General features: G+C 65.5%; 26 protein-coding genes. 14 read left to right on the plus strand and 12 right to left on the minus strand.

What is annotated here, in order from left to right:
- Positions 1-18 precede the first annotated feature (18 nt).
- A complete protein-coding gene (locus DK926_RS08435; RefSeq protein ID WP_114330036.1) occupies positions 19-714 on the minus strand; it encodes a glycoside hydrolase family 25 protein in 696 nt (231 codons plus the stop codon).
- Positions 715-821: 107 nt separating this feature from the next.
- Positions 822-2159: a glycogen debranching protein gene (locus DK926_RS08440; protein WP_114330037.1), complete on the minus strand. Its 1338-nt coding sequence runs from the start codon at positions 2157-2159 to the stop codon at positions 822-824.
- A gap of 119 nt (positions 2160-2278) precedes the next feature.
- On the opposite strand from DK926_RS08440, the gene DK926_RS08445 reads away from it, so the two are divergent.
- From DK926_RS08445 to DK926_RS08460, 4 genes are all read left to right on the plus strand, one after another.
- Positions 2279-2803: a DinB family protein gene (locus tag DK926_RS08445; RefSeq protein ID WP_114330038.1), complete on the plus strand. Its 525-nt coding sequence runs from the start codon at positions 2279-2281 to the stop codon at positions 2801-2803.
- 13 nt (positions 2804-2816) lie between these two features.
- Positions 2817-3488: an SDR family oxidoreductase gene (locus DK926_RS08450; RefSeq protein WP_114330039.1), complete on the plus strand. Its 672-nt coding sequence runs from the start codon at positions 2817-2819 to the stop codon at positions 3486-3488.
- A gap of 96 nt (positions 3489-3584) precedes the next feature.
- Positions 3585-4010, plus strand: coding sequence for a pyridoxamine 5'-phosphate oxidase family protein (locus DK926_RS08455; protein WP_114330117.1), 426 nt, complete (start codon positions 3585-3587; stop codon positions 4008-4010).
- 88 nt (positions 4011-4098) lie between these two features.
- Positions 4099-5325, plus strand: a complete 1227-nt coding sequence (locus tag DK926_RS08460; RefSeq protein ID WP_114330040.1) for a glutaminase — start codon at positions 4099-4101, stop codon at positions 5323-5325.
- A gap of 1 nt (position 5326) precedes the next feature.
- Here the strand turns inward: DK926_RS08460 and DK926_RS08465 are convergent, their stop codons facing one another.
- Positions 5327-6199, minus strand: coding sequence for a LysR family transcriptional regulator (locus tag DK926_RS08465; RefSeq protein WP_114330041.1), 873 nt, complete (start codon positions 6197-6199; stop codon positions 5327-5329).
- Positions 6200-6270: 71 nt separating this feature from the next.
- Between DK926_RS08465 and DK926_RS08470 the strand changes: the two genes are divergently transcribed.
- The gene (locus tag DK926_RS08470) at positions 6271-7482 is read left to right on the plus strand and encodes an MFS transporter (protein WP_114330042.1); all 1212 of its coding nucleotides are present in this window, start codon (positions 6271-6273) and stop codon (positions 7480-7482) included.
- Here the strand turns inward: DK926_RS08470 and DK926_RS08475 are convergent.
- Positions 7479-7922 carry an Lrp/AsnC family transcriptional regulator gene (locus tag DK926_RS08475; protein WP_068430035.1) on the minus strand — a complete coding sequence of 148 codons (444 nt, stop codon included), beginning with the start codon at positions 7920-7922 and terminating at the stop codon, positions 7479-7481. The two genes, DK926_RS08470 and DK926_RS08475, sit on opposite strands and share 4 nt — an antisense overlap.
- 79 nt (positions 7923-8001) lie before the next feature.
- Between DK926_RS08475 and DK926_RS08480 the strand changes: the two genes are divergently transcribed.
- Positions 8002-8691: an AzlC family ABC transporter permease gene (locus tag DK926_RS08480; protein ID WP_114330043.1), complete on the plus strand. Its 690-nt coding sequence runs from the start codon at positions 8002-8004 to the stop codon at positions 8689-8691.
- On the plus strand, positions 8684-9010 hold the full coding sequence (locus tag DK926_RS08485) for an AzlD domain-containing protein (protein ID WP_114330044.1): 327 nt from the start codon (positions 8684-8686) through the stop codon (positions 9008-9010). The genes DK926_RS08480 and DK926_RS08485 overlap by 8 nt, the downstream gene beginning before the upstream one ends.
- Here DK926_RS08485 and DK926_RS08490 read toward each other — a convergent pair.
- A complete protein-coding gene (locus tag DK926_RS08490) occupies positions 9007-9675 on the minus strand; it encodes an SGNH/GDSL hydrolase family protein (protein ID WP_243636716.1) in 669 nt (222 codons plus the stop codon). The genes DK926_RS08485 and DK926_RS08490 overlap by 4 nt on opposite strands.
- Positions 9676-9833: 158 nt before the next feature.
- Here DK926_RS08490 and DK926_RS08495 point away from each other — a divergent pair, with 158 nt between their 5' ends.
- Positions 9834-10514 carry a thioesterase domain-containing protein gene (locus DK926_RS08495; RefSeq protein WP_114330046.1) on the plus strand — a complete coding sequence of 227 codons (681 nt, stop codon included), beginning with the start codon at positions 9834-9836 and terminating at the stop codon, positions 10512-10514.
- A 112-nt stretch (positions 10515-10626) separates the two neighbouring features.
- Here DK926_RS08495 and DK926_RS08500 read toward each other — a convergent pair whose 3' ends face one another.
- Together DK926_RS08500 and DK926_RS08505 are read right to left on the minus strand one after the other, a co-directional pair.
- Positions 10627-10857 carry a hypothetical protein gene (locus tag DK926_RS08500; protein WP_114330047.1) on the minus strand — a complete coding sequence of 77 codons (231 nt, stop codon included), beginning with the start codon at positions 10855-10857 and terminating at the stop codon, positions 10627-10629.
- A 122-nt stretch (positions 10858-10979) separates the two neighbouring features.
- A complete protein-coding gene (locus DK926_RS08505; protein WP_114330048.1) occupies positions 10980-12752 on the minus strand; it encodes a BTAD domain-containing putative transcriptional regulator in 1773 nt (590 codons plus the stop codon).
- Positions 12753-12810: 58 nt separating this feature from the next.
- Between DK926_RS08505 and DK926_RS08510 the strand changes: the two genes are divergently transcribed.
- Positions 12811-13587, plus strand: a complete 777-nt coding sequence (locus DK926_RS08510; protein WP_114330118.1) for an SDR family NAD(P)-dependent oxidoreductase — start codon at positions 12811-12813, stop codon at positions 13585-13587.
- Positions 13588-13612: 25 nt separating this feature from the next.
- Here the strand turns inward: DK926_RS08510 and DK926_RS08515 are convergent, their stop codons facing one another.
- Both DK926_RS08515 and leuS read right to left on the minus strand, forming a co-directional pair.
- Positions 13613-14872 (minus strand): lipase family protein, encoded by a 1260-nt coding sequence (locus DK926_RS08515; RefSeq protein WP_114330049.1) that lies wholly within the window; start codon positions 14870-14872, stop codon positions 13613-13615.
- A 132-nt stretch (positions 14873-15004) separates the two neighbouring features.
- Complete coding sequence (gene leuS / locus DK926_RS08520; RefSeq protein WP_207890776.1) at positions 15005-17815, minus strand: leucine--tRNA ligase; 2811 nt, start codon at positions 17813-17815, stop codon at positions 15005-15007.
- Between the two features lie 69 nt (positions 17816-17884).
- Between leuS and DK926_RS08525 the strand changes: the two genes are divergently transcribed.
- The 3 genes from DK926_RS08525 to DK926_RS08535 all read left to right on the plus strand — a co-directional run bounded on the left by DK926_RS08525 (position 17885) and on the right by DK926_RS08535 (position 20527).
- Positions 17885-18286, plus strand: a complete 402-nt coding sequence (locus tag DK926_RS08525; protein WP_068429594.1) for an SdpI family protein — start codon at positions 17885-17887, stop codon at positions 18284-18286.
- A 43-nt stretch (positions 18287-18329) separates the two neighbouring features.
- Positions 18330-19283 (plus strand): DUF1648 domain-containing protein, encoded by a 954-nt coding sequence (locus DK926_RS08530; RefSeq protein WP_114330119.1) that lies wholly within the window; start codon positions 18330-18332, stop codon positions 19281-19283.
- 257 nt (positions 19284-19540) lie between these two features.
- The gene (locus DK926_RS08535) at positions 19541-20527 is read left to right on the plus strand and encodes a GGDEF domain-containing protein (RefSeq protein ID WP_243636717.1); all 987 of its coding nucleotides are present in this window, start codon (positions 19541-19543) and stop codon (positions 20525-20527) included.
- A 31-nt stretch (positions 20528-20558) separates the two neighbouring features.
- Here DK926_RS08535 and DK926_RS08540 read toward each other — a convergent pair whose 3' ends face one another.
- Positions 20559-21716: an alpha/beta fold hydrolase gene (locus DK926_RS08540; protein WP_240931278.1), complete on the minus strand. Its 1158-nt coding sequence runs from the start codon at positions 21714-21716 to the stop codon at positions 20559-20561.
- Positions 21717-22079: 363 nt separating this feature from the next.
- Between DK926_RS08540 and DK926_RS08545 the strand changes: the two genes are divergently transcribed.
- Positions 22080-23081 (plus strand): bile acid:sodium symporter family protein, encoded by a 1002-nt coding sequence (locus tag DK926_RS08545; protein WP_114330052.1) that lies wholly within the window; start codon positions 22080-22082, stop codon positions 23079-23081.
- Positions 23082-23115: 34 nt separating this feature from the next.
- Positions 23116-24489, plus strand: coding sequence for a glutamate decarboxylase (locus DK926_RS08550; protein ID WP_243636718.1), 1374 nt, complete (start codon positions 23116-23118; stop codon positions 24487-24489).
- Between the two features lie 12 nt (positions 24490-24501).
- Here DK926_RS08550 and DK926_RS08555 read toward each other — a convergent pair whose 3' ends face one another.
- Entirely contained in the window at positions 24502-25125 is a 624-nt protein-coding gene (locus tag DK926_RS08555; RefSeq protein ID WP_114330054.1) for a YqgE/AlgH family protein, read from the minus strand.
- 64 nt (positions 25126-25189) lie between these two features.
- Complete coding sequence (locus DK926_RS08560) at positions 25190-25879, minus strand: TetR/AcrR family transcriptional regulator (protein ID WP_114330055.1); 690 nt, start codon at positions 25877-25879, stop codon at positions 25190-25192.
- Between the last annotated feature and the right edge of the window lie 46 nt (positions 25880-25925).

Consider the following 25925-nt stretch of genomic DNA (forward strand, 5'->3'; position numbering starts at 1 on the left):
CATTCGCACGCACGAGGGCTACCAGCGAGCCAACCGCCGAAGATCGCCGCCGGACCCGCTGTAGTTGTTGATGTCGGTCGGCGCCTCGATGCCCGGGATGCGGCCGTTGTCGGTGAACTGCCAGAACATCCACTGCGTCCACCCTCCCGGGAGGGGACCGAGCGTGTCGTTGTAGTCCGCGATCCACAGGGGATAGTGGTTGAACTCGTGAGTGTCGGCCATCGCCGTCCGCCAGAAGTTCGGATAGGTGTAGATGATCGGCTGGCGTCCGGTCAGCGCCTGCACCGCGTTCAGGTAGCGGTGTGTCCAGTCGATCAGTTGAGCCGGCGAAAGACCGTGCGACCGTTCGAGATCCAGTACCGGCGGCAGATCACCCGGTCCGTTGATGCCGAGGACGACCGTCGAGTAGTACGCCGCCTGCAGTTCGGGTGATTCCCGGACGTCCGCGTAGTGATACGCGCCGCGAGCGACACCCGCGACCCGCATGACGACGCAGTCCTGCACGAAGTACGGGTTGACGTAGTTCAGACCCTCGGTGGCCTTGACCATCGCGAAGTCGTGGCCCGATTCGCGCACCGCGAACCAGTCGATCTCGGTGCCGTCGATGTGTTGCCACGACGACACATCGGGCCCCTGTGGATTCGCCGACGCCACCGCGGGCATCGCGCACACGAGCGCACTGGCAAGAACGACGGTCGCAACACTGCGTTTCATGGCCACTCGCTGACGGTAGGTAGCCGGCAGCGACGGTTCAATGGTGAGTCGTCACAGACCTCGTGCGCGCGAATGTACAGCCCGCTATACATTCGCACGCACGTGCGCTAGCCGAGCCAGTCCAACACCGCCGCCGCCGTCCACGACTGCTGCATACTGCCGAGCGGCTCCCCGGTGAACGGTTCGTAGTACTCGGCGAAGCTGCCGTCGCTGGCCTGACGCAAGCCCTCCTCGCGCAAGGACAGTGACCGTTCGGCCCACCCTCGCCGCGCGAACGCCCACGAGAAGAGCCACGTGATGACGGGCCATACCGGCCCGCGCCAGTACTCGCGTGGACGGAAGTCCCTCGACACCGGTGACGTCGACGGCGGAACGGCGTATCGCAGGTCGGGGTGTCCACAGAACCGGGTGCCTTCGAACGTCCGCAGCAGCGTCCGTTCCTGTTCCCGCGGCAACCCACCGCACAGCAGCGGTGCGAACATGGCGATGGTGTCGGTGGTGATCCACCGGTTCGCGCGCACGTCGTAGTCCCGGGCTGCACCGGAGCGGGCATCCGTCGTCGCGATGACGCCCTTCCCGAACCGTTCGGACCAAGCGCGGAGTTCACGGACGTCGGAATTCGGTTTCGAATGTTCCTCGCCGATCGTCGCCAACACGTCGCACGCCATCGCGAACACCGCACTGACGAAGACGTCCTCGACCGCGAAGCTCATCGTGGCCGCCAGGGCCGCGTCGTCGTAACCTGCTTGCTTCATCTCTTCGACGAGCCAGATGTACCGGTCGTATTCGTGGTTGGTCGGACGCTGCGACGGATCCGTGATGACGGCGTGGTCCTCGCGCTGGTACGGAGGCATCGCTCCCGCAACGACATTCCGGTACGACGCGTCCCACCGCGGCGAGTTGTCCATGCCGGATTCCCAGCCGTGGAAGAGGGTGATGCGCCCGTTGTTCTCGATGTCGCGCGCCTCGGCGAGCCAACGATGCCATCGCACGAGGTTCTCCCAGCGACGATCGAGAAACTCCTCGGCGACGGCCCGAGTCGTCCGGCCGTGGCGTCGCGAATGATCGAGAATGCGTTGGACGGCGATGGCATGCACCGGCGGCTGCGTGATGCCCGACGTCTGAGGCGCTGTCGGCGCATGTGCGGCCAGCTGTCCCGTCTCCCACCGTGCCGGGCCGGGGAAGTAGCCGTCGACACCGTTCGCGAACACGATGTGCGGAATCATCCCGTTCTTCCACTGCGCGGACAGCAGCGTGTCGAGTTCGACGACGGCCCGTTCGACGCTCAGCGGTGCGAGTCCGACGGACACGAACGCCGCGTCCCAACTCCACATGTGGGGGTACAGCCGCGGGGCGGCGCTGGTCATCGTGCCGAGGTCGTTGCCGCGCAGAAGGTAGGCGGCCCGAGCGGCCAGTTGTGTCGAGGTGAATCCGCGGTCGGCCATGAGACCAAGTGTGCGACCGTTCCCCGTTTTCCGCCTTTCGAGAGACCGAATCGAAAGCGGACCGTATCTGTCCGCAATCGTTCCTACAGTAGTTCTCACCAGCCACGAAAGGACCCGACATGACCCTCACCGGTGAGAAGGCCGACATCCTTCGCATGTTCGCCGACCAGCGCAAGAACTTCCTCTACACCGTCCGCGGCATCACCGACGAGCAGGCGAGGCAGCGCACCACGGTCAGCGAACTGACTCTCGGCGGTCTGCTCAACCACGTCGTCAGCAACGAACGCGGTTGGATGAAGGTCATCGCGGACATGGACGAGAACGCCGAGTTCGACCTGTCGCGCATGGGCACCGAGTACGTCATGGGCCCCGACCAGACCGTCGAAGGGTTGATCGCCGAGTACGCGCGCGTCGCCGAGGCGACGGAAACCGCCGTCGCCGATATGGATCTCGACATCCAAGTACCTTTGCCGACGGCACCGTGGGCGCCCGAACGTGCCTGGCAGTCAGCACGTTTCACACTGCTGCACATTCTGCGGGAAATCGCGCAGCACGCGGGACACGCCGACATCATCAGAGAGTCGCTCGACGGCGGCAACACGACCGCAGCCATGGCTGCGGAGGCGGGTATGCAGTTCGACTAGCTACGTTGGAGGCATGACTCCTACAGCCTTGGTGACGGGCGCGAGCCGGGGCCTCGGCGCAGCCGTGGCGAGGCAGCTCGCGTCCGATCACGGTGTGTTCCTCGGTGGACGGACGGAAGAGTCGCTGGCCGACATCACGCGAGAACTGCACGGCGCGACGCCGTGGCCCGTCGACCTGACCGACCACGACGCCGTTTCACGCGCAGCCGGCGAGATCGATTCGCTCGACGTGCTGGTACACAACGCAGGCGTCGCGTCCCTCGGATCCATCGCCGAATCCTCGATCGACGAGTGGCGTCGCCAGTACGAGAGCAACGTCCTCGCCGTCGTCGCGCTGACGCAGGCGCTGCTTCCTGCGTTGCGACGCGCGGGAGGCCACGTGGTCCTCGTGAACTCCGGCGCCGGCTTGCGCGTCAATCCGGGCTGGGGTGGCTATGCCGCGTCGAAGTTCGCGCTGCGCGCGTTCGGCGACGCCCTGCGACAGGAGGAGCCGTCGATTCGGGTCACGTCGATTCACCCCGGGCGCATCGACACGGACATGCAGCGAGCGATCGTCGCGCACGAGGGCGACGAGTACGACGGCTCGAAGTTCCTGCAACCAGAGACCGTCGCGCTGGCGATCCGGAACGCCGTCGACACCCCTGCCGACGCGCACCCGACCGAGATCGTCATCCGGCCGCGGTAGGCGGCGCCGACGCACGCTCACGGACGCCCGGTGAACGGTGCGTTTCGATACGCGAAACCCGTCGACGACCTCGAGCGATCGCCCTATGGTTGCTGCATGCCACTGTCGAGATCGGAACGAGAAGAATTTCTGTCCGAGCCGCACATCGCGGCACTGTCGGTGTTCGCCGGCAACGATCGAGGTCCGCTGACGGTGCCGATCTGGTACCAGTACAGCCCGGGCGGTGAAGCGTGGGTGCTCACCGGAAAGTACTCGAAGAAGGCCGAATTGATCAGGGCTGCAGGACGGTTCAGCCTCATGGTGGAACGCGTCGAACCCACGATCAAATACGTCGCCGTCGATGGGCCCGTCGTTCGCGAGGAGGAAGCAACCGACGCGTACCTCCGCGAGGTGTCCGAACGCTACCTGGCGCCCGAGAAGGTCGAGGGATACGTGCAGTTCGCCAAGAGCGACCACGGTGACAGCACGGTGTTCTTCCTGAAGCCCGAGCATTGGCTGTCTGCCGATATGGGCGCCATCTAGTGCGGCTGCGCCACCCGTGCGTACATAGTTCGCCTCTAGGCCAACTTTCCGCGCACGGGTGCCGCAGGCGCACTGATAGATTTCCGACGTGAGATCACCGGTTCCCGATTACCTGCGCGAAGTCCTCGACAGCCTGGTCGACAACACGAACGGGGAGGTCGCCGACTACATTCCCGATCTGGCACAGGCGAATCCCGACGTCTTCGGAATCGCGGTCACCACCGTCGACGGCCGGACGCACTCGGTGGGCGACGACGAGGTCGAGTTCTCCATCCAGTCCATCTCGAAGCCGTTCGCGTACGCGGCCGCACTGACCGACCGCGGGTTCGACGCCGTCGCCGCCATCGTCGGTGTCGAGCCGTCGGGAGAGGCCTTCAACGAGCTGTCCCTCGAAGGCGGGACGCGTCGACCGAAGAACCCGATGATCAACGCAGGCGCCATTGCGACGCACTCCCTTCTGGGTGCCTCGGTCGACGAACGCGTTTCCCGCGCACTGAGTTTCTTCTCGACGCTCGCCGGGCGGCAGTTGTCCGTCGACGAATCGGTCTGCCGATCCGAATTGGATACCGCGGACCGAAACCTCGCCATCGCCCACATGCTGCGTAACTACGAAATTCTCTCCGACTCGGCCCACGCCGTGGTCGAGGGATACACGACGCAATGCTCGATCAACGTGACCGTGCGCGATCTCGCGGTCATGGGTGCGACGCTCGCCGCCGGGGGAGTGCGGCCCGGAACCGAAGAACGCATCGTCTCCAGAGCCGTTGCGCGACAAGTACTGTCGGTGATGGCCGGCGCAGGCATGTACGACGCCGCGGGCCACTGGTTGACGACCGTCGGCATCCCTGCGAAAAGCGGCGTCGCAGGCGGTCTTCTGGGTGCACTGCCCGGCCAGGTGGGCATCGGCGTCATGTCACCGCGACTGGACAAGCACGGCAACAGTGTTCGCGGCGTGAAGGTCTTCGAGAGATTGTCCGACGACATGGGCATGCACCTCATGGCGGCCGAGCCTTACGGATCGTCGGCGCTGCGCAGCATGTCCGACAGGTCGGGTGAACTGCGCGTCGAGCTACAGGGTGCGGTGCGTTTCAGCGGTGCGGAGAGCATCCTCGACGCGTTGTCCCACGACACCGGTACCGGCACGGTGGTGTTCGACGCCTCCCGCGTCGATCGCTTCTCCGACGTCGGCAGGCGGATGCTCCTCGAGGGGATGCGACGCATCAAGCTCGACGGCCGCGATGTGGTCCTCGTCGATCCCGACGGGGTGCTGCCGGACCCCGACCTCGGCGACGGTACGTTCCCGCTGCCCCGCTGAGTCAGGACCCCTGCCGAAGCAGGTAGTCGGTGAACGCCGCGGTGACCGACGTGGTGTTGCTCGGATTCGTGACGACGGACACCGTCCGGGTGGGCGCGTCGACCACGTCGATTCTGTGCAACCTCGGGAACAGCGACGCCAACGACGTCGGCAGCAAGGTCACGCCGAGGCCCGATTCCGTCAGTCCGGCAACGATGTCCGAGGAATCGGCTTCGATGATCGTGCCCCTCGGCACCGAGGACTGTGTGAACGCGTAGTCGGTCTGCATTCGGGCCTCGCTGCCTGCCGGCCGGTCGATCATCGTCATGCCGTCCAACTCGACGAGCCTGACGGACCGCCTCCGCGCCCACTCGTGCTCGGCGGCGACGAACAGCGACAACGGTTCGGTCCACAGGGCCGTCGACGTCAGACCCGTGTGCGTGCGACCGGGCGCGAGGCCGACGATCCCCACGTCGAGCGAGCCGTCGGAGACCCCGTCGAGCGTGATCGCGCTGCCTCTGGGGAGCAACGACACCGCCATGTTGGGGTGAGACGCCGTCAGCGACGCGACCGCTGCCACGACGTCGACACGCGTCAGCGGCACGATCATGCCGACGCGGAGGCGTCGTACCTCGGTGGTCGACGGCGAGACGTCGGCGACCAGGCGCGACACCGACCCCAGAACGCCGTAGGCGCGTTCGAGAAACACGCGTCCGGCGTCGGTGACGGTCACGCTTCGGCTCGTTCGAGAGAACAGTTCGACGCCCAACTCGCGTTCGAGGTCGCGGATCTGACTGCTGAGCGCCGACTGTGCCACATGGAGTCGGGCGGCGGCGCGACTGAAATGTTGCTCCTCGGCCACTGCGACGGCGTATTGGATGTGACGGAGTTCCACGCCGAAATTCTATCTCTCGAAGAGATGGATCATGCTGATCGATCTATTGGACAGCACAGTCTCGCGAGAGAATGCTGGTACTCGTGAACACATCGTCCAGAGAATCCGGCATCGGCACCCCGGTCGTCGCCCTGATGGCCGTCGCGACCGGCCTGAGTGCCGGTGGCAACTACCTCAATCAGCCACTGCTCGATCTCATCGCCACCCAGTTCGGCGTCTCGCAATCCGCTGCCGCGGTGTCGGTGACCGTTGCACAGGTGTCCTACGCGCTCGGGCTGCTTCTTCTCGTACCGCTGGGTGACGTGGTCGATCGCCGGACGTTGAGCGTCGGACTGATGGTGCTCGCCGCGACGGGACAGGCGATCGTCGGGTTCTCCCCAGCTCTGTCGTGGCTGTTGGTCGGTACCGCGATGGCCGGATTGTTCTCCGTCGCAGCGCAAGTCATCGTTCCGTTCGCGGCCTCGATGGCCCATCCCTCGGACTCGGGGCGCATCGTCGGTATCGTCATGGGTGGGCTGCTGACGGGAATCCTGTTGGCGCGCAGCATCTCCGGCGTTCTGTCCGGAGTCACCGGATGGCAGGGGGTCTATCGACTGGCGGCGGTACTGATGCTGCTGTCGGCCTTCGGCCTCTGGCGAGTGCTGCCCCGCAACACGACGACTGCCGGCGTCGCATATCTGCCCGCCCTGGCGTCGATGGGCCGACTCGTGCGTCGTCACCCACGGCTGCGCACGCGGTCGCTGCTCGGGGCGCTGTCCTTCGCGTCGGTCAGTACGGTGTTCGCGACGATGACGCTCCTGCTGACCACGGAGTACGGATTCTCGGCGGCCCAGATCGGTCTGATCGGACTCTCGGGCGTCGCCGGTGCTTTGATGGCGTCGATCGCCGGTCGCCTGGCCGACCGCGGATACGTGCAATGGGCCACCGGCTCGGGCGTCGTGCTGCTGGTCTCGGTGTGGCTGCTGTTCGCCGTCGGAGGCACGTACTGGCTCGTGTTCGTGCTGGCGTTCGTGCTCGTCGACCTCGCTCTGCAGGGGGTGCACGTCAGCAACCAGAACGTCGTCTACGCGCTGGAGCCGGAGGCCAGGGCACGGATCAACTCGATCTACATGACGACGTACTTCGTCGGCGCGTCGGCGGGATCGGCTGCAGGCACGTTCGCCTGGACGCACTTCGGCTGGACGGGCGTCTGCGTGACGGGAGCTGCCTTCGCAGTCGTGGCATTGCTGGTCTGGATGCGGGATCTGCAGCTGAACAAGACCGCGGACCTCGTCACCGTCTAAGGCGCGTCGGTCTTGATGAGCTTCATCGTGATGCGCGAGTCGACGCGGGCGATGGCTTTGTCGCCCATCAGCTGGACCGTCAACCATTGCTCGTAGGCCGCGAGATCGGCGACGCGCACGCGAATGAAGTAGTCGGGGATGCCGAACATGCGTCGGAGTTCGGCAACCTCGGGCATCGCTGCGATCCGATCCTCGAACGCCTGCGTCGTCGCCAGATTCTTGGCGACGAGGTCTGCGTGGATGATGACCTCGAACCCCTTGCCGAGGCGGGTCCGATCGACGATCGCGGAATATCCGGTGATGATGCCGTCGTCCTCGAGCTTGCGGACACGCCGCAGGCACGGGGCCGGGGTGAGGCCGACACGGGCCGCCAATTCCTGGTTGGTCAGGCGACCGTTCTCCTGCAGGAGCAACAAGATATGTTCGTCGATCGAATCCACGTGAATATCTTGCGCGTGTATCCCCGCATCGGCAAGATCGGGCAATAAAATCACGCACCGAATTTCCTATCCTTGCGTCATGACCGTGCACGAAGAACTTCAGCCGACCACCACGGGATCGTTCGTCGACGCGTTCCGCTCGGCGGGCGTGATCTGGTTCGGGCTGTTCACATTGGGACTCGGCTTCGGCGTCGTCGTGACGTCGCACGGATTTCCGTGGTGGATCGCGCCGATCATTTCGGGAGTGCTGTTCGCCGGATCGGTCGAGTTCGTTCTCATCGGCATGCTCGCGGCGGCTGCGCCTCTGGCAGCGGTTGCGGTGACGACGTTTCTCGTCAATTCGCGACACCTCTTCTACGGGCTGTCGTTCCCGCTGCATCGTGTCGAGGGCCGATTCGCCAAGCTGTACAGCATCTTTGCGCTGTGCGACGAGGCGTTCGCGATGATCACCAGCCGCATGCGCAGCGGTCGGATCCTCTGGACGCAGCTGGGACTGCACATGTCGTGGATGGTCGGATCCTTTCTCGGAGGGCTCGTCGGGCACACGGTGCTCGGCGACGTTCAGGGCCTCGATTTCGTGCTGACAGCTCTGTTCGTCGTCCTCGTAGTCGACGCGTACCGCGCGGACCCGAACCGCGTGACGCTCGTGCTTGCCGTCCTGTCGGGTGCAATCGGGTTGCTGTTCTCGCCCGGGTCGATGCTGGTGGTGTCGATGTGCGTATTCACGATGACGTTGATCGTTCGGCATGTGAGGAGCGCTCGTGCCTGATTACGGCTATCTTGCTGGAGCGGTCGGGGTGGCCGTTGCGATCACATTTGCGTTGCGCGCCATACCGTTCGCGGTTCGCGCGCGGCTACGTGAATCCGCACTGCTGGACTCCATCGGACGGTGGATGCCTCTCGGCGCAGTGGCGATTCTGGCCATGTACGCGCTGTCGTCGATCGACGTCGGCGCTTCGCATCACGGGATTCCGCAGATCGCAGGCGTTCTCGTCACCGCAGGCGTGCACCTCTGGCGACGCAACGTCGCCCTGAGCATCCTCTCCGGGACTGCAGTGTGCGTCGTGCTGCTGAATTGGGTCGTCTAACAGCTGTCGACGCGCGGAATACCCAGTGCGACAAGGTCGTCGAACAACCGGTCGGCCATTCGCGCGTGGCCGCGGGTGTTCGGGTGGATGCCGTCGGGCGCATAATCGGTCGAGAAGTTCAGCCAACCCTCGGCCCGCGGGTCGAGGAAGGTGACGCCGGCGAGCTGAGCCGCGTCCCGCAGGGTGCGTCGGATCGCGTCGATGTTGTCGTGCTTGGCATTCGGAGCACCCGTCGGCGCGACGACGACGATCCGTGCCTGCGGTGCGATGACGCGGAACGTCGCGTACAGACCGGTGGCCGCGGCGAACAGCCTCGCGTCACCGCGGTCGTTGCCGGAGCCCTGGATGACGATGACGTCGGGGAGCGTCGACGCGGCCTTCGTGACTCGTTGCAGACTGACGAACGGGTTCGGGCTCGCCGCATAGCCACTGCCCGATTCGGCGACGAGGTTCGAGTCCCAACAGGCGCGCGCTGCAAGCACGGTGGCGTACCCGGCTCCGGCGCTCGCCCCGACACCGGCGCTGAACGAATCGCCGATGATCGACACCTTCAGGGGATGGGCCGCAGCGTGGGCGGTTCCGGTCGTCAGCGAGGTCACGGCGAATACGACGGCCGCGCACAGCGCCAGCCGGATGCGTCGGCGTCGAGCAGCAGTCTCGGTCACATGTGGATGGTAGGTGTCGGGGTCGCCGGGTTTCCGCTCTTCGCTCGACGGCTTCTCCATGCGTGCCGATTCGTTATGAGACCCGGGTAACACATTGCGACTCTCACCCGACATATTCATCAGGCAGAACGAAGACACACACCCCTCGGAGGCTCAGCATGACCGTCGTCAACGATTACTCGAAGCCGGCCACCGAGCTGCCCGATCACACCATCACCGCCTACGCGGCCCCGGCCATCGTGACCATCCGAGCAACCGGAACCCAGGCGCCCGTCTTCTGCATCCACCCGCTCGAAGGCCTGACCAGCTGCTACGCCGAACTCGTCGAGCACATCGACGACGATCGCCCCGTCTTCGGAGTCCAGGCGATCGGTGAGCGGCCTGCATCGTTGACTGCACTCGCGGCCCGTTACGCCGACCACATCCTCGATGTCCACAGCGACGGCCCGCTGCATCTGCTCGGCGCGTCGTTCGGCGGACTGCTCGCGCACGCGGTGGCCGTCGAGCTGCAAGCCAGGGGCGTGGCGGTCGACAGCCTGGTCCTCGTCGACAGCGATCCGCTCGCCCACCGCCCTCAGCCGGACCTGCTGTCGCGCATGAGTGACGTCATCGACCGCAGCCGCGTCGAGGAACTACTCGCCGTCGCAGCCCACAACGAAGAGTTGGCCACCCGCCACTTCCCGGGAGTCTTCGTCGGCAAGGCGTTCGTCGTCTCCGGGGTCGAATCCGACGGCGGGCCGGCATGGCACGCGTTCGTCAGCGGAACCGTCGCCAAGTACCTGGTTCCCGACGCCACCGCGTTCGGTCTGGTCGGGCCTTTGGTCAATCGGTTCCTCTGACATCAGCGAAGACAACGAGCTCGCATCTCGGACCCGCTGCATTCGCGAGTCTGGCATCACCGGTCCACAGCGGAGCGCCCATCAGCTCGGCCAACGCAACGTGACGCTTGCATCAACGACGATCACGATCCTCCCGAACCGCTGCCGCGGCCTCGCTGAAGGACACCGATCCGCCGCTTCTACGGCCCGCTCGTTCCAGCACCTCGCTGACCGTTGGCTGACTCGCCTCCTCAATCAGACGAGTTCGCGAGTACTCCTGCAACGACTGATGAGCTTCCGCTGCACGACGTCGCAGCGTCGCGTGGACGTCGTCGGGCACGTCCTTGATCTGCACGCTTGGCATGGCGCGATTATGGCGCCACTCAGACCGACTGTCCAGCCGCTTCCCGCTGAAATTTACCCTCCTATTGTGCGGTTTCGAACCCGGATTCCGCACAATAGGAGGGTAAATTTCGCCCGCGCGGACTACAGAGCCAACCGCTCCAGCAGCGGCGCGATCGGCCCGAGGTCGATGCATCCACTGCCGGCTGCGCGTTCGGATGCCGCCGGCAGCAACGCCTCGTGGACGCGCTGCATCGAATCCCTCTGTCCCGCAGCGAGTGCCGCCACACCCGTCAGGTACCAGCACACCTCCGACATCAGGTCGTGCGGGGGATCGGGAACGGAGTCGAGCACTTTCGGCTCGAACAATCCACGCACCCATGGCTCGTAGGGCCCGAAATCGCCGTCGGGCAGAGGCTTTCCGTTCCGCACGGCGACTGTCAGATCGGATAGCGCGTGCAATCCGTTCGTGAAGCCCGGCATCTCAGCGGTTTCCACAGGCTCCGGTCCGTCCTCGAACGTGTACCGGAACCACGCGGTGAACACCGACGCCAGGGGACGATCGAACCGCTGCGCCAACCCGTCGATCAGGTCTGCTTCCACCGAGGCACTTGCGAGATCGTCGAGCGCGCACAGTGACTGCATCCGGTACAGCCGGCCGGCGATCTCGAACGTCGACAGTTCGGCCTCCACCGCGAGTTCCACTGTCTCGTCGGCTATGTCGCATCGGTCGCGTGCCAGACCCGTCGACCCGAACGTCTGCAGGTAGCGCGCGCCGAGCGTCAGGCACAGCAGCGCGGGGTCGCCGAGCCGTCGGGCAATGGCCTCCGCTTCCACAGCCTCCGCCATCCGACTGCCCACCCCGCGGGATTCCATCGCGATGGTCGAAAGCAACCGCGCACGAACACGTTTCGACGCCGACGCCGGCAATCCTGTGAACGCCCGGTCCGCTGCGGCGACGATCGCGGCGGACAACTCCGGATCGTCCGACCGCGTCCAGCTGCCGGGAACGTCGTAGCCGACGATCACCCGTGCGGTCAGTTCCGGATCGCCCACCTGCTCGGCCGCGGCGATCGTCGCGAGACGTTGTTCGGTCGCCGCACCGACGGATCCCGACAGGGCGAGCAAAGGCACGAGCGCAGAGGCACTTTCGAGCTGTGACCGTGTGCTCGGCCGAGACTGCTCGGCTACCTGCATCAGGATGGAGCCACTTCGGTCGAGTCCCGGATCGCGGTTCAGTATTCGCTCTTCCATGTCTCCCAGACGATCACTCGGATCCAAACCGAGTCCCTCGGTGAACGTCACGCGGGCACGGCGCAGCACCGCAAGCGCATCCGCCTGTCGCCCCACGCGATACAACGCCAGGGCGAGGATTCGCCATCCTTCCTCACGCCACGGGTGCTCGTCGACGAACGCGTCGATCAGGGGAACCACCGCACCCGGACGCCCCTCGTCCAAGAGCTCTCCCGCGCGCCGCTCCGTCATTCCTGCTCGAAGCTCGGCATTCCGAGCACGCTCCCCGGCCGCCCAGGGACGCGTCGCGAATTCGTCGAAAGCCGTTCCGCGCCATTCGTCGAGGCCGGCTTCTCCCGCCTCCACCCGCCACAGGTCGACGCTGCACTGTTCGAGCGCATATCCGGATCCTCGCGTCACGACGACAGCCGACGCCGCCCGCGGCGGACGCGTCGGCTCCAGGATCCTGCGGAGTTCACCGATGAACGTGCGGACGGATCCGACGGCGCCGGCGGGGGCGTCGTCCCACAGGTCGTCGACCAGGCTGGACGTCGACACCGTGCGTCCGCGCCCCACCACCAACAAGCTCAGAATCTCGCGGTGCCGCGGTTTCGACAGGGGCACTGCCACGCCGTCGATCTCCGCCTCGACCTGGCCGAGAACGCGGATTCGTAGCTCGCTCACCGGCCGAATTCTAGTGTGCGCTGATCGAGTGCTGATCGGACCGCGCGACGATCGGGGCATGGATCTGAAACTCTCCGGCAAGTCGGCGTTCGTCAGCGGGTCGACGCAGGGAATCGGCTACGCGGTCGCCCGAACACTCGCCCGAGAAGGCGTCGACGTCACCCTCAACGGCCGCGACCGCGACACACTCGCGACGGCCGTCGAACGCCTACGCCGCGACGCACCCGGTGCATCCGTCGACGGCATCGCAGCCGACTTCTCCGACGACGAGCAGGTGAACCGACTGTGCAGCACCATCGCCGACGTCGACATCCTGGTCAACAACGTCGGCCTCTTCGAGCTGAAGGCGTTCGACACCATCTCCGACGCCGACTGGCGCCGCTACTTCGACGTCAACGTCATGAGCGGGGTGCGGTTGTCGCGCCGACTTCTACCCGCCATGCTCCACCGAGGCTGGGGCCGTGTCCTTTTCGTGAGCAGTGAGTCGGGCGTGAACGTCCCGGCGGACATGATTCACTACGGCACGTCGAAGTCGGCGATGCTGGCCGTCGCCAACGGCCTCGCCAAGCTCACGAAAGGCACTGCGGTGACGGTCAATTCGGTGCTCGGCGGCCCGACGTACTCGGACGGCGTCGCACGGACGGTGGAAGCCATCGCCGATACACAGTCCATACCCGTCGCCGAGATGAAGGCCGCGATCATGGCCGGAAATCCGACGTCGTTGCTGCAGCGGTTCATCGAGCCCGACGAGATCGCGAACATGGTGGCGTTCCTCGCCAGTCCCGCAGCGTCCGCTACGAACGGCTCGGTAGTGCGCGTCGACGGGGGAATCTAGTGCGCCTGCGGCACCCGAAGGCGCATCACGGCACGGGCGTCGGGGCGAGACTGTTGCCGACCGGGATGGTGGCGCAGTTGCTGTGCGTCGGCGATCCCGCGAAGCGTTCGGTCAGGAACTGCAGGCCCTGAGCTTCGAAGGGCAGGAACGCTTCTCCGTGCGTCAGCCCGTCGTACTGCGCGTACTGAACATCGACGCCGTCGGTGCAGTACTGGTGCGCGAGCGCTTGCACATCGGCGGTGATCATGATGGTGTCGCCGATCGGATCCGCGTGACCCACCGCAAGGAACATCGGGGTCCTCGGTGTGCCTGCCGTACCCATGATGTTGTCGTTGATGGCCTCGACGACTTCCGGCACTTCCAGCAGCGAGGTGTACGGCGCGCGCACCATGCTCGCGTCGGTCAGGGTGGGGTAGTCGTCGGCGAACTGCGCGATGCACTCCTGGTCGACCTGATCGATCACCTGTGCCCCGTACTCGGACAGGAACGACGCGGTGTCGAGTCCGTATGCGCGCTGGTACGCCACGATCAACGCCGGAATGACGCCCGCCCACTGCGCACTTCCGCTCACGTACGGCAGGTTGTGTGCCAGATCGACGGGCAACCCGCCCGCCGCGATTCCGACGAGATTCAGCTCGGGCGCGTACGTCGGCGCGACCTCGGCGCCCCACTGCGTCGGCACCGATCCGCCCGAATAGCCGATCATCGCAACGGGTGTCGACGACGGCACCTGCAGGAACGACTGAGCCGCACGGATGCCGTCCAGCGCCGCGTACCCCGACTGCCGCCCGATGGTCCATTCGAGCTCTTCGCCTTCGTAATCCGGTGCGACGACGGTGTATCCGGCGGCCAGATAACCGGCGATGACGCCTTGCTCCGCGGTCGCGATCGGACTCGTCGCACCACCGCTGAGCGTGTACGACGGGTCGCACTGAGAACCGAGGGCGTCGTACGCCATGTGGTACGAGACGATCTTCGTCGGCCCGGGAACGAGGGGTCGCAGAACCGTCGCCACGGTCACGACGGCGTCACCCTGCTGATCGGTGGTGCGATACAGCACCTGCTCACCCCGGATGGGCGTGGTCAGCGTGGGCGTCGCGAACGTCATCGGCCGGGACCGCAGGACGGATCCCGGCGCGACGTCGAGCGAGGAGTCCCAGCTGTAGAACGGGTCGTCGGCCGGAATGGGCGAGCCCGGCCCCGGGTCGGCCTGCGCGACGAGAGCGCTTGTTCCGACGACGAAGGCAATCAACGTGAGGACGAGCGCTTTACCGACCTGTGACATGGAACGAATTAAAGCGCATGCCAAGAATCTCGGCTGTGCATTCACACGAAAAGGGTGAGAGTGCGGCGTCGCCACCCCTGCGCGGAAAGTTGCAGCGGAGGCCGACTTTCCGCGCACGGGTGCGTCAGCGCACTATTTCACGACGATGTTGACCATTCGACCCGGGATGACGATGACCTTGGTCGGCGCCTTGCCACCCAGCAGAGCAACGATCTTCTCGTCTGCGAGCGCGGTCTTCTCGACATCGCCGTTGGTGGCATCCGCGGGCACGGTGATGCGGCTACGCACCTTGCCGTTGACCTGGATGGGGTAGTCGACGGTGTCGGCGACGAGCCACTTCTGATCGGCACGCGGGAAGGGCCCGTGCGCGAGCGAACGGTCGTGTCCGAGACGTTTCCACAGCTCCTCCGACAGGTGCGGAGCCATCGGGGCGAGCATCAGGATCAGCGGTTCGACGACACCGCGTGGGGCGCCGTCCGGGTACGCCTTCGTCAGATGGTTCGTCAGCTCGATGAGCTTGGCACCGGCCGTATTGTCGCGCAGCGCAGTGTAATCCGCTTCCACACCGTCGATGACACGGTTGAGCACACGCAGTGTGTCCTCGGTCGGCTTGTCGTCGGTGACGCGGACAGCGCCGGTCTCCTCGTCGAGCACGAGACGCCACACGCGCTGCAGGAAACGCTGTGCGCCGACGACGTCCTTCGTCGCCCACGGGCGCGACGTGTCCAGCGGACCCATCGACATCTCGTAGACACGCAAGGTGTCGGCTCCGTATTCGGCGAAGATGTCGTCGGGAGAGACCGAGTTCTTCAGGCTCTTGCCCATCTTCCCGTACTCGCGGTTGACCGGTTCTCCCTGGTAGAAGAACCCACCGTCCCGCTCTTCGACCTCGTCGGCCGGCACGTAGACACCGCGCGCATCGGTGAACGCGTACGCCTGGATGTAGCCCTGGTTGTACAACCGGCGGTACGGCTCGCTGGAGCTGACGTGTCCGAGGTCGAACAGCACCTTGTGCCAGAAACGCGAGTACAGCAGGTGCAGCACCGCGTGCTCGACGCCGCCGACGTACAGGTCGACACCGCCGGGGTCGTTCGGTCCGTGCAGCTCGGGACGCGGTCCGACCCAGTACTTCTCGTTCTCCGGGTCCGCGAACGTCTCGGAATTGGTCGGGTCGATGTAGCGCAGCTGGTACCACGAGCTGCCTGCCCACTGCGGCATGACGTTGGTGTCGCGGCGGTAGGTCTGCAGGCCGTCACCGAGATCGAGCTCGACGTTCACCCAGTCCGACGCCTTGGCGAGCGGCGGCGACGGCTCGGAGCTCGCGTCGTCGGGATCGAAGGAGACCGGGGCGTAGTCCTCGACCTCCGGAAGTTCCACGGGCAGAACCGAATCCGGCAGCGCGTGGGCGTTGCCGTCCTTGTCGTAGACGATCGGGAAAGGCTCACCCCAGTACCGCTGACGCGCGAACAGCCAGTCGCGCAGCTTGTACTGGATGGTGCCGCGGCCCTTGCCGTCCTCCTCCAACTTCGCGACGACCGCAGCCTTGGCGTCGTCGACCGAAAGTCCGTCCAGGAAGCCGGAATTGACCAACGCGCCGTCGCCGACGAAAGCAGCTTCGGTGACATCTCCGCCCGAGATGACCTCACGGATGGGCAGATCGAACTTGGTTGCAAACTCCCAGTCGCGCTGATCGTGACCCGGGACGGCCATGATCGCGCCGGTGCCGTACCCGGTGAGCACGTAGTCGGCGATGAAGACCGGAACCTGCTCTCCGTTCACGGGGTTCTCGGCATAGGAGCCGGTGAACACACCGGTCTTCTCCTTGTTCTCCTGACGCTCCAGGTCGGACTTGGCCGCGATCGACGCGCGGTAGGCCGCAACGGCTTCCGCAGGAGTGGCAGCGCCTCCGGTCCAGACGGCAGGCACGTCGGACGGCCACTCGGCCGCAACCAGGCCGTCGACCAGATCGTGTTCGGGAGCGAGAACGACGTAGCTGGCACCGAACAGGGTGTCGGGGCGCGTCGTGAACACCTCGATCCCCGAGAACGAGACCTGCGCGCCGCGCGAGCGACCGATCCAGTTGCGCTGCATGGTCTTGACCTTGTCCGGCCAATCCAGGTTCTCGAGATCGTCGATCAGCCGGTCCGAGTACGCGGTGATGCGCATCATCCACTGCCGCAGGTTCTTTCGGAACACCGGGAAGTTGCCGCGGTCGCTGCGGCCGTCGGCGGTGACTTCCTCGTTCGCCAGCACGGTGCCCAGACCCGGGCACCAGTTGACGAGCGAGTTGGACTCGTAGACGAGGCGGAACCCGTCGAGCACCGACGCGCGCTCACCGGCACTCAACGACGACCAGTCACGGCCGTCCTCCAGCTGCCGTGAACCGTCGGCGAATTCCTTCTCGAGCTCGGAAATCGGACGCGCCTTCTTCAGGTCGACGTCGTACCACGCGTTGAAGATCTGCAGGAAGATCCACTGCGTCCAGTGGTAGAAATCGACGTCCGTCGTCGCGAGCGAACGGCGACGGTCGTGTCCGAGCCCGAGGCGACGCAGCTGACGGCGCATGTTGGCGATGTTCGCCTCGGTGGTGGTGCGGGGATGCGTGCCGGTCTGAACGGCGTACTGCTCGGCCGGCAACCCGAAGGCGTCGTATCCGAGAGCATGGAGGACGTTCCGTCCGTGCATCCGGTGGAACCGCGCGAAGACGTCCGTCGCGATGTACCCGAGCGGGTGTCCGACGTGCAGACCGCTGCCCGACGGGTACGGGAACATGTCCTGAACGAAGAGCTTGTCCTGAGGCACGTCACCGGCAAGCGGGCCGACCGGGTTCGGGGCGTCGAACGTGCCCTGCTCGTCCCACAGGTCCTGCCACTGCTGCTCGATGCGCCCGGCCACATCCGCGGTGTAGCGGTGCTCGGGAGTTGCGTCCACTGGATCAATCACGCAACCAGAGTAGTGGGGTCCATCGGGCCGCCTGGTATGAGGACCCGTGGTGGCCGTATCCTTACCGGCGTGATCGTCGTGTCGATACTGCTCTTCGTACTCGCTCTCGTCGTCGGCTCCGTCGCCGCCGCGAGCCTGACGGGCAAACTCCCCCGTAACCGCTGGGCAGGCGTCCGTACCGCAGAGTCGATGCGTGACGACGAAACGTTCGCCATGGCCAACAAGGTGGCCGGTCCCACCACGGCCGCGTCGGCACTCCTGCTGCTGATCGGCGGCGCCGCCGGCCTCATGCTGAGCGGGGTGTTCGCCGTCGTCGCGGTGGTGGCCTGCCTGATCGCGGCGTTCGTCACCGCGGGTGTCGGTGGTTCCATCGGCGCTCGCGCCGCCGCCGCGAAGCCGGTCGAGGAGACGGGCGGATGCGGGCACTCCTGCATCTCCTGCAGCCTCAAGGATGCGTGCGCTCCGAGCTGATGCCGGGAGCGGAGCCTGCGGAGTGAGCAAAGCTGAACCGGCGATGAAGCAACGGACGTTCGATCCGGCAGGCGTTGTTTTCGGCGTCTTCCTGCCGATCGCGGCAGGTGTGTTCGGGATCGTGCTCACCCGGATCTGGCGCCCACGCCTACCCGACCAGATCGCGACGCACTGGTCCGGCACGGCTCCCGACGGCTTCACCAGCCCGACGGCCAGCTCCATCACCCTCGCCATCGTCGTGATTCTCGTCGGCGGTGGCTGCAGCGCGATCGCGTCGCTCGCGCATGCCCTTCTTATCATGCGCAGAACCATGTTGATGATCGGCTCGACCGTCGTCGGCCTGATCGTCGTACTGCAGGTAGCCATCCTGTCGCGTCAGCTGGACGTCACCGACGTCACGACGATCGAGATTCCCGGCTGGGCGCTCGCCTTCGGAACCGCCGTCGGGTTCGCCGTCGGCCTTCTCGGTGCGTCGCTGCTGCGTGACTACCGCGATCGCGTCGTCGCCACCGAGCCGCCGCCCTCGTCGCTCCCACGCGCCGACGCGGACCTACCGATCGTCGAGCCGCTGGGTGCCGGTCGCGTCGGGACCATCGTGCTCTTCGCGATCGTCGCTGCCGCGGCCGTCCTGACCTGCTGGCTGGTCGAGTCGTGGTGGCCACTGGCCATCTTCGTCCCGCTGGCGATCCTCCCGGTGTCGCTGATGCGCTACGAACTCGTCGTCGACCGTGCGGGTCTGCACGTGCGCAGCCTCGGAATGGCGGCGTTCGACTACTCGATCGACGAGATCACCGGAGCGTCGGTCCGCGAGGTCACTCCGTTCGAGGACTTCGGAGGGTGGGGCCTACGCGTCAAGGGACGCGGCAACTACGCCGTCGCGACCGCGAAAGGTCCCGCGGTGTTCGTGACGTTCGCCAACGGCCAGCGCCTGACCATCACTACCGAGCACGCAGAACGGATTGCCGGGGCACTCAACACGCTCGCATCCTCCCGATGATTCGCCGAAAACAAACCGATCGCCGTTTTTGTCGTTTAGGCTCTTTTTCAACCACTGGGTGACGACTGGAGGCTCGCACGAACGAGAACAGGCCGTCGGCACAGGACGCTGTCTCACGTAGCCGACCCGCGAGTCATCGTCGGCCGAACACCTATTCGGTTCGTGCCGTACTGACGGAGTGGTACACCCAGCCGTTCGACTACGAATGGATCGTCTCCCATCGGTCGACGCGTGGACTGCACGGACCACTTCGAATCGTGTTCGGTTCAGCGACACTGCTGTTCGCTGCGTCGTCCATCCTGATGTTGTTCTCCTCGCGCGGGCCGCAGGGATTCTGGGCACAGGCGTGGGTCGGCGTCATGCTGCTCGTTCAGCTCGCCGTCGCGCTGCGGTGCTTCTTCGGTCCGCTCCCAGTACGACGCGATTTCATCGGTTTCGCCGTGTTCGGAGACCTGGGGTTGACGTCCGTCCTGGTGCTCTACGAACCGATCGGGGCCTTGATCGGGTGCTGCCTGTTCGTCGTCACCGGCGCGCTCTGCACCTACTTCTGCAGCCCGAGGTTGCTGCTCGCGCATCTGATCTGGTGTGTGGGCTTGATCGTCGTCATCACCATTCGTGCATGCCTGTCCGTCGAAGAAGACCTTGCGACGATCCTCGCCGCGGGTCTCGTCGTCCTGGCCGTCAACGGTGCGATCCCGTTGTTCGCGCACATCGCGTGGACCGCGATCGGCCGTGACGCGCGGCGGTCCCTCGTCGACCCGCTCACCGGCCTGCTCAACCGCCGGGGCCTCGAGGACGCGGCCGAGGAACTCGTCTCGTTCAGTCAGGAACTCGGGCAGTGTCTCGTCGTTCTCGTGATCGACATCGACCGCTTCAAGCAGGTGAACGACTACTTCGGCCACGACACGGGAGACCGCGTCATCGTCACGGTGTCGGACCGTCTGGCCGCGCTCTTCGACCCGGACGGCCTCGTCGCGCGGACGGGAGGGGAGGAATTCGTCGTCGTGTTCCGCGCGCCGTACGAGACCACTCATGCTCGCATAGGTCAGGTGGGCCACGCTCTGTACCGGCGCGACGATCAGGTTCCCGTCACCGTCAGCGTCGGCGCTGCCATCATCGCTCGACCCGGCGAGATCTGGGGCGGGGAAACATCGGTGGTCACCCGGGCCACCCGCGCCGCGGACTCGATGATGTACCAGGCCAAGTACGACGGCGGAAACCGCACCGCGTCGACATTTCTCTGACGACGCGATGCGGTTCGGTTTCATCCGGCGATCAGCCGCCGGTCACAGGTCCGTTCCACACGCACGGGATGGCACTGGCCGGCGTGCCTTCCGGATCGAGCGCGTTCTTGATGATGCCGATTGCCCTCGGGGACACCGAGATCGACAGGTGGTCCGAGAAGTCGACGCCGCAACCGTCCTGGAGCAGAACATTGTTGACGGTGGCGCCTTCACCGGCGGTGAGGAACGTCGTCTTGTACGGAGTCACGACCTCGTCGAAGCGAGTTCCGATGACCGTGTAGTCGATGCCGGGCTCGGTGTCGCCGCCCGCGTCGAGCGCCTTGACGAGCGGTGAGTCGATCACCTGATCGGAAGCCGCGGGCCCGGCGATGGCGCCCACGAGACCGAGCACGTTCAGTCCGAGGTTGTTGATCGTCCGGCCCAACGAGCCGATGCCGACGAGAGTGGTTCCGTGATTGGATCCGGCGACACTGACGACCGTGCCGACCTTGTTCTGGCTCGGGTCGGCCGGGTTGGCTCCGCCTTCGAATCGAAGGTACTGCCTGGTCACCAGACCACCCTGCGAGTGACCGACGATGTCGACCTTGTCCGCCCCGGTGCGAGCAAGGACCGCGTCGACATACGTGGCGATTTCCTTGGCACTCTCGGCGACAGGGCCGGTACCACGGATGGACTTGACGTGTCCGAGTCCGCTCGAATCGGTGTCACCGTAGTTCAACGCGAACACGCAGTGACCCGCTTCCTTCAACGCCGGCGACAGACGCGCGAAGTTGTTGTACGCGTTCTCCCACGTACCGTGAAGCAGGACAACGGGATTCGGGTGGGCCTCGGTCGGCTTGCAGTTCCAGTCGTTGGCGCCCTGCGGTGCCACGTCAGGATGGACGATGTTGTAGAGGAACCCGGCGATGAAGTTCTTCTGAACCGGGCCGTAGCCGACGGTTTCGCTCTCCGGATCGTAGGTGGATCGTGCCTCGGACGGCACCTCGGAGATGTCCGGGCGCTCGATTCCCTGTTCCTCGGCCTTGGGGCGCTCCTCCTCGCTACCCTCCGGAGGAACGACCTCTGTCCCGTCCTCGGTGACGACGGCCGGCGGCGCCGGTTCCTCGGCGGGTTGCGCCGACGCGACGGACATGCCCGCGCACATGATCGCGGCCGACAGCGCTGCAACGGACGCGGTAGTTCGGGACATGTTTCCAGCTCGGACTCTTCTGATCGACATTCTTCGTCTGCTCTCTACTGACGGCATCACGCGAAAGTTGCCGTGGCTGCACCGATTACGACACGAATCAGCGAGATCTCGAAAAATCCCGTGAAACGTCTCGGGGTCGAACCAGGTAAGTACGCAGCATGAACGGCCCCCCGGACCTCAACCCCCCTGTGGCACAACGTCGATGCTGTCCGCTGAACCTCGCCACACAGTAGAGCGCAACGACGAGCGCGCGGAAGTCATTGCGCGACTTTCGGGACATCCACGCTTCGTGCCGATCTCCGGTTGGGGTCGGTCACAAGGTCGCGTGCGTCAGCGCCGACCGCCGGGGATATCGTGAGCCGAGTGAACGTTCTCCGACAGGCTCGTCCCGACGGCTTCGTCCTCGGCATCTTCGCCGTGGCCGGGCTCGCCAGCATCTTTCCGGCCACCGGCACGGCAGAGACCGTCCTCGGATGGGCGACGAAGATCGCGATCGGCCTCCTGTTCCTCCTCTACGGCGCACGACTGTCCCCGCAGGAGGCGTGGGAAGGCGTCAAGCACTGGCGGCTGCATTCGGTCGTACTCGCGATGACGTACGTGATCTTTCCGTTGATCGGGCTCGCGCTGCGGATCCTAGAACCGACCGTCCTGACGCAGGACCTCTACACCGGCATCCTGTTCCTCTGTCTCGTGCCGTCGACGGTGCAGTCGTCGATCGCGTTCACGTCCATCGCGAAGGGCAACGTCGCCGGTGCCGTCGTCAGCGCGTCGTTCTCGAACATCGTCGGCGTCTTCGTGACACCACTGCTCGTGATCCTGCTCATGAACACGTCGGGCGATGCCCACGTCGATGCGTCGTCGATTCTCGACATCGTCGCCCAGCTGCTGATTCCGTTCCTCGTCGGCCAGCTGATCCGGCCGCTCGTGACCGGTTGGCTGTCACGACACTCCAAGCCCACGAAGATCGTCGACCGAGGTTCGATCCTTCTCGTCGTGTACGCCGCATTCAGCGAGAGCATGAACCAGCACGTCTGGTCGTCGGTCTCGGTGTGGCGCATCGTGGCAGTCGTCGCCACCTGCATCGTGCTTCTCGCGATCGTCCTCGCACTCACCTCCGTCATCGGCCGCGCGCTCGGATTCACCCGCGCCGACCGCATCGTCCTGGTGTTCTGCGGCTCCAAGAAGAGCCTGGCCAGCGGTCTGCCGATGGCGTCGGTTCTGTTCGCGGGCCAACCCGTCGGCCTGATCGTGTTGCCGCTGCTGCTGTTCCATCAGATCCAGCTCATGGTGTGCGCGGTCCTGGCCCAGCGCTACGCGCGCGCTTCGCCTGTCGAGGGTGATGCGAAGCCCGCTCCGCGGGGTTAGCGTCAGGTCACACCCCTATGACTTGGAGGACGACGTGGCCCGTAAGAAGCATCCGAACGGCGTGATCTCGGCGGCCTACACCGGCAGGCTCGCCACGAATCCGGTACCCGCGCTCCGACTTCCGGACGAGCAACTCGACCCCGACGCCGCGTACCGATTCATCCACGACGAACTGATGCTCGACGGCTCCTCCCGACTCAATCTGGCCACCTTCGTCACCACCTGGATGGATCCGCAGGCCGAGATGTTGATGGCCGAGACGTTCGACAAGAACATGATCGACAAGGACGAATACCCGGCGACGGCGTCGATCGAGGAACGCTGCGTCAACATGGTCGCGGACCTGTTCCATGCGCCGGGACTCGACCCGGAGGATCCGTCGTCGGCGACGGGTGTGTCGACGATTGGTTCGAGCGAAGCGGTCATGTTGGCGGGTCTCGCGTTGAAGTGGCGTTGGCGTGCACAGGTTTCCGACGGCTCCAGACCGAACCTCGTGCTGGGGAGCAACGTTCAGGTCGTATGGGAGAAGTTCTGCCGATACTTCGACGTCGAGCCGAAGTATCTGCCGATGGAGCCCGGTCGCTACGTCATCACGCCGGAGCAGGTGCGAGAAGCCGTCGACGAGAACACGATCGGCGTCGTCGCCATCCTCGGAACCACGTTCACCGGCGAGCTCGAACCGGTGTCGGAGATCTGCGACGTCCTCGACACCATCGCGGCGAACGGGGGACCGGACGTTCCCGTCCACGTCGACGCTGCCAGCGGAGGTTTCGTCGTCCCGTTCCTCCACCCGCACCTCGAGTGGGACTTCCGGCTGCCGCGCGTGAAGTCGATCAACGCAAGCGGGCACAAGTACGGATTGGTCTATCCCGGAATCGGTTTCGCCGTCTGGCGCACGAAAGAGGACTTGCCCGAGGACCTCGTGTTCCGCGTCAACTACCTCGGTGGCGACATGCCGACCTTCACGTTGAACTTCTCACGCCCGGGCAATCAGGTCGTCGGGCAGTACTACAACTTCCTCCGTCCCGGCCGGCCCGGCTACACCGACATCATGAAAGCGTTGCGCGACACCGCCGTTCGGGTCAGTGCGCACCTGGCTGCGCATCCTGACTTCGTCGTCGTCACCGACGGTAGTGCCATCCCGGTCATCGCGTTCACGCTCACCGGCGAGCACCCGTACACCGTCTTCGACATCTCCCACGAACTTCGAGCCCGCGGATGGCAGGTGCCCGCCTACACGATGCCGGACGACGCGACCGACGTCGCCGTGCTTCGTATCGTCGTGCGTGAGGGTTTCAGCGCGGATCTGGGCCGGTTACTGTGCATCGCGATCGACGAGGTGATCGAGCAGCTCAATGCGTCGGCCGCGGGCGAAGGACACTCGACCGCAACGCATTTCGCCCATTAGTGCGGCTTCGCACTAGTTACGTTCCACGTCGATCGGATGCGACGCCAGCATCGCCAACGGCATCGGCTGGCGTCGCAACACGTGGGCCCACAGGTCGATCTTCGGCGGGCCGATGACGTCGGACGCCAGCGCGGAGACCACCATCCAGTCGTCGCGGGCGAGTTCACCGTCGAGCTGGCCCATCGTCCACCCCGAGTAGCCGGCGAACACGCGCACGCCCTCGACGAGCGGGGCTATGTCCGACGGGTCGGAGTCCAGATCGACCATGACGACTCGGCCGTCGACCCGCCGGAGGCCGGCGACACCCTCGACGTCGACGCCCGTCCGCACGACGCCGAGACACAACGCCGAATCCCGTTTCACCGGTCCGCCGACGTAGAGTGCCTGCGGTCGCGCCGCCAGTTCGCTCCACTGCGGGAGCACGTCGTGCACGGCCGTCTCGCTCGGACGATTGATCACGACGCCGAGACTGCCCGCGTCGTTGTGTTCGATGACGTAGACGACGGTGCGCCGGAACGTCGGCTCGACGAGCTCGATCGAACTGACGAGCAAGCTACCGGGACGCACCGCTTCGTCGACCGACGCAGCGTGGTTCTCTGCCGTCTGGTCCTCGGGTTCCTCCGCATGTGTAGCCATGGAGACATTGTGGCACCGCCGACCACCCGATGTACCGCAAGGAATGCCGGAAAGTTTCGTCGCGTCAGGACAGCCCGACAAGCCCCGCCAGCAGCGCGAGTTGATGCTCGAACAACAGCTCACGATCCACGAAATTCGCCGATCCGTACTGGTCGAACACGTCGAAGCTCACCGCGCCGAAGAGCGACGCCCACACCAGAACGCCACCGGCGAGGGCCGCGTCGGACATCTCCGTTCCCATTTCGTTACGAACCGTCGCGAAGTCGTCGTGCAAAGACTCGAGCGGGACCGGAGACGGGGGCGTCGACAACCGGCCGTCGCGATCCGCCTGGTCGAAGACCTGCACGAGCTTCACGATGACGCGTATGCCCGGTCCGGTCGTCTGCTCGGCCGGCGCGTGATAGCCGGGAACAGGGCTGCCGAACAACAGCGCGTACGACGCGGGTTCTCGCCTCGCCCAGGCACGGACAGCCCGGCCGAGCGTCAGGAATTTCTCCATCGAGTCGTCGACCGCATCCACCGCAGCGTCCACCTCGTCACCGAGCTCGTTGTAGGCGTCGACGACAAGAAGGGTGAGCAGTTCGTCGCGGCTCTTGACGTACCGGTAGACCGCGGACGACACGACCCCGAGATCTCGTGCGACGGCGCGCAACGACAGCGCAGCAGCCCCGTCGGCGGCCAGGTGCTGACGGCCGATTCGGGTGATGTCGGCAAGCGTCTGCGCGCGAGCTCGTTCGCGGGGGGTAGTCGGCATGGCTCACACAATAGCGAGCAGTGCTCTCCGGCTGTTCGGTCGATTC

Origin of the sequence: Rhodococcus sp. Eu-32 (assembly GCF_003336925.1) — a bacterium.
Lineage (GTDB): Bacteria > Actinomycetota > Actinomycetes > Mycobacteriales > Mycobacteriaceae > Rhodococcoides > Rhodococcoides kyotonensis_B.